This window comes from Alcanivorax sp. HI0083, from assembly GCF_001635175.1.
Genome location: NZ_LWFX01000795.1, coordinates 1 through 3,856, shown reverse-complemented (window position 1 = coordinate 3,856; position 3,856 = coordinate 1). Strand labels below are relative to the sequence as shown.

At 57.7% G+C, this 3,856-nt stretch carries 3 protein-coding genes and 1 pseudogene; 3 read left to right on the top strand and 1 reads right to left on the bottom strand.

Annotation, left to right across the window (positions count from 1 at the left end):
* The 3 genes from A3754_RS07710 to pnp form a co-directional block, all read left to right on the top strand.
* On the top strand, positions 1 to 630 hold a 630-nt coding region (locus A3754_RS07710; protein WP_063519236.1), incomplete at its 5' end, for a tRNA pseudouridine(55) synthase TruB.
* Between the two features lie 81 nt (positions 631 to 711).
* A complete protein-coding gene (gene rpsO / locus A3754_RS07705) occupies positions 712 to 981 on the top strand; it encodes a 30S ribosomal protein S15 (RefSeq protein ID WP_063519235.1) in 270 nt (89 codons plus the stop codon).
* Between the two features lie 256 nt (positions 982 to 1,237).
* Complete coding sequence (pnp, locus tag A3754_RS07700; RefSeq protein WP_063519234.1) at positions 1,238 to 3,331, top strand: polyribonucleotide nucleotidyltransferase; 2,094 nt, start codon at positions 1,238 to 1,240, stop codon at positions 3,329 to 3,331.
* Positions 3,332 to 3,545: 214 nt separating this feature from the next.
* Here pnp and A3754_RS07695 read toward each other — a convergent pair.
* Positions 3,546 to 3,856, bottom strand: a pseudogene (locus tag A3754_RS07695) (acetyl-coenzyme A synthetase); the annotation flags it as partial.

The window sequence follows — 3,856 nt, the reverse complement described above, 5'->3', positions numbered from 1 at the left end:
GAGGTGAACGCGTCGTCCGCCCAGATCGAGACGGCCTTATTGTCGTTCAAGGGCGACATCGAACAGATCCCCAGCATGTATTCGGCCATCAAGCACGAGGGGGTGCCGCTGTACAAGCTGGCCCGCGAGGGCAAGACCGTGGAGCGCAAGCCGCGCCCGGTGACCATTTACGACCTGCGAATTTTGCGCATCGATGGTGATGAGGTGGAATTCGAGGTGGATTGCTCCAAAGGCACTTATGTGCGCTCTCTGGTGGAAGATACCGGCGCGCTGCTGGGTTGCGGTGGCCATGTAACGGCGCTGCACCGCCTGTCGGCGGGGCCTTATCCCGCGGAGCGCATGCTGACTCTGGAGCAGCTGGGCAAGATCAAGGAAACCGGCGGGTTCGAGGCAATCGACGAACTGCTCTTGCCTTTATCTACCAGCGTGGCAGACTGGCCGCGCGTTGAACTGGGTGACAATGCGGCGTATTACCTGCAGCAGGGTCAGCCAGTGATGGCCTCAGACCGTCCTCTGGACGGCTGGGTCAGCGTTTATCAGGCATCCAGTGGTGAATTTCTGGGTGTCGGAGAAGTATTGGAAGACGGGCGGATTGCCCCTCGTCGTCTGATCGCAGGCGGAGCCTCCTGAGGGGACTGGCCTGATTAATGACGGCAGCTATAAATATGCATGGCTGGCCGTGACCTTAATTGAGCATATTGGAGAAGCAACATGGCGTTAACCGCTGAACAGAAAGCTGAGATCCTGAAAGAGCATGGCCGCAAAGAGAACGACACCGGTTCCCCGGAAGTTCAGGTGGCTCTGCTGAGTGCCAACATCAACGGCCTGCAGGATCACTTCAAAGGCCACAAGAAGGATCACCACAGCCGTCGTGGTCTGATCCGCATGGTAAACCAGCGTCGTAAGCTGCTGGACTACCTGGCCAAGAAAGACCGCACCCGTTACCTCCAGCTGATCGAAAAGCTGGGTCTGCGTCGCTAACAGGCCGTAGATTGGGTAACCACAACAGAAGCTCGGCATTTGCCGGGCTTCTGTTGTTTTGGGGCAAGCAATAAATTCCTCGCCTCAGACAAGACGGGGTGTTGGTATGGGCCTGAGGCTGTGGTGTTTCGGAGCCTGAGGCGCGCGAGGCGTGATGCGTGATGCGTTTCTGGTTATGATGCGCGAGCGGAAGAAGATTGTTTATTAGAGGCATGGGCCTCGAAGACTGTTGTGAAGAAGAGAGAAGAGACGAGATATGTTTAATAAAATCACCAAGCAAATTCAGTTTGGCCGTGACACCGTCACCCTGGAAACCGGCCAGATCGCCCGCCAGGCAACTGCCGCTGTCATGGTCCGTATCGGTGACACCGAAGTGCTGGTCACCGTGGTGGGCAAAAAAGAAGCCAATCCAGGGCAGAACTTCTTTCCCCTGACCGTTAACTATCAGGAAAAGACCTACGCAACCGGCCGTATTCCCGGTGGTTTTCTGAAGCGTGAAGGCCGCCCCAGCGAAAAAGAAACGCTGACCTGCCGCCTGATCGATCGCCCGATTCGCCCGCTGTTCCCCAATGGCTTCATGAATGAAGTGCAGGTTGTGGCCACCGTGATGTCTTCGGACAAGAACCGTGACCCGGATATCGCTGCCCTGATCGGTACCTCCGCTGCCCTGTCCATTTCCGGGATTCCGTTCAATGGCCCCATCGGCGCCGCCCGTGTGGGTTACAAGGATGGCATGTACATCCTGAACCCGAGCTACACCGAACTGGCCGAGTCTGCGCTGGATCTGGTTGTGGCTGGCACCGAGCCTGCGGTACTGATGGTGGAATCGGAAGCGCAGGAGCTGTCTGAAGACCAGATGCTGGGTGCGGTATTGTTCGGTCACATGGAGATGCAGCCGCTGATCCAGGGCATCAAGGAATTCGCTGCCGAAGTGGGCACCGAGACCTGGGACTGGAAACCGGCTGAGCAGAACGAAACCCTGAAGGCCGCCATCAAAGACAAATTCGCCGCGGCGCTGGGCGAGGCTTACACCATCACCGAGAAGATGGCCCGTTACGCCAAGGTTGGCGAGCTGCGCGAAGCCTGTGTGGCTGAATTTGCCACCGGCGAAGAAGGTGCTCCGGAAGCCGGCGAAGTGAAAGAGCTGTTCGGCAAGATCGAAAAGAGCGTAGTGCGTGAAGCCGTGGTATCCGGCAAGCCGCGTATCGATGGCCGAGCTCTGGACGCTGTCCGTGCAATCGATTGTCAGGTGGGCACCCTGGCCAAAACGCACGGTTCTGCGTTGTTCACCCGTGGTGAAACCCAGGCCATCGTGACGGCCACTCTGGGTGGCATGCGCGATGCCCAGTTCATCGATGCGCTGGAAGGGTCCCGCCAGGATCACTTCATGCTGCAGTACAACTTCCCTCCGTACTGTGTGGGCGAGACCGGCTTTATCGGCTCTCCGAAACGTCGTGAAATCGGCCACGGCCGTCTGGCGCGTCGTGGTGTGGAAGCCGTTGTGCCGAGCGTGCAGGACTTCCCGTACACCGTTCGTGTGGTTTCCGAGATTACCGAATCCAACGGTTCGTCCTCCATGGCGTCCGTGTGCGGTACTTCCATGGCGCTGATGGATGCGGGTGTCCCGCTGACCGCGCCGGTGGCGGGTATTGCCATGGGGCTGGTGAAGGAAGAAGACGGTCGCTATGCAGTCCTGTCCGATATCCTCGGTGACGAAGATCACCTCGGCGACATGGACTTCAAGGTGGCGGGTACGGCCCGTGGCGTTACGGCCCTGCAGATGGATATCAAGATCGAAGGTATCACCGAAGAGATCATGGAGAAGGCGCTGAACCAGGCGAATGCCGGCCGTCTGCATATTCTGGGTGAAATGAACAAGGCGATCTCCGAGTCTCGCTCCCAGGTGTCTGACAACGCGCCGACCCTGCTGACCCTGAAGATCAACCCGGACAAGATTCGTGATGTGATCGGTAAAGGTGGTGCGACCATTCGTGCGCTGACCGACGAAACCGGTTGTACCATCGATATCGAAGACGACGGTAGCGTGAAAATCTACGGTGAAACCCGTGAAAAAGCGGATGAAGCCGTGCGTCGTGTGGAAGAAATCACTGCTGAAGCTGAAGTGGGCGTGATCTACGAAGGCAAGGTGACCCGTGTTGTCGATTTCGGTGCGTTTGTGGCGATCATGCCTGGCACTGAAGGCCTGCTGCACATCTCCCAAATTGCTGAAGAGCGCGTAGAAAAAGTGACTGACTACGTGAACGAAGGCGAGATCATCAAGGTGAAAGTCCTTGATGTGGATCAGCGTGGTCGCATCAAGCTGTCCATGAAGGAAGCCAAAGAAGATTAATTTCTCTTTTTGCTTGTAAAGAAGGGTCGGCATTTGCCGGCCCTTTTTTTATGCGCGGGAAAGGCGGGAACGACGGCCAGTTTTGCAAACAGTAATGGCCTGGCCGTAAAAGGCGGCTGGCGTCAGGCCAATGAGTGCAGTGTAGCGGCGGGGCAAATGAAAACGGCGCAGGGGGTGATTAGCCCGCTGCGCCGTTTCTTGTTGCTGTTGTGGCTTATTTATTCTGGCGGGTCTCGATAAGCTGGTCCACCACGCCGGGGTCGGCCAGGGTGGAAGTATCGCCCAGGCTGTCCAGTTCATCGGCGGCGATCTTGCGCAGGATGCGACGCATGATCTTGCCGGAGCGGGTTTTCGGCAGGCCCGGGGCAAAGTGGATCAGGTCGGGCTTGGCGATGGGGCCGATTTCCTGGGTGACCAGGTCCCGCAGGACCTGAACCAGTTCTTCGCTGCTTTCCTTGCCGGCCATCAGTGACACATAGGCATAGATGCCCTGGCCTTTGACGTCATGTTGGTAGCCGACCACGG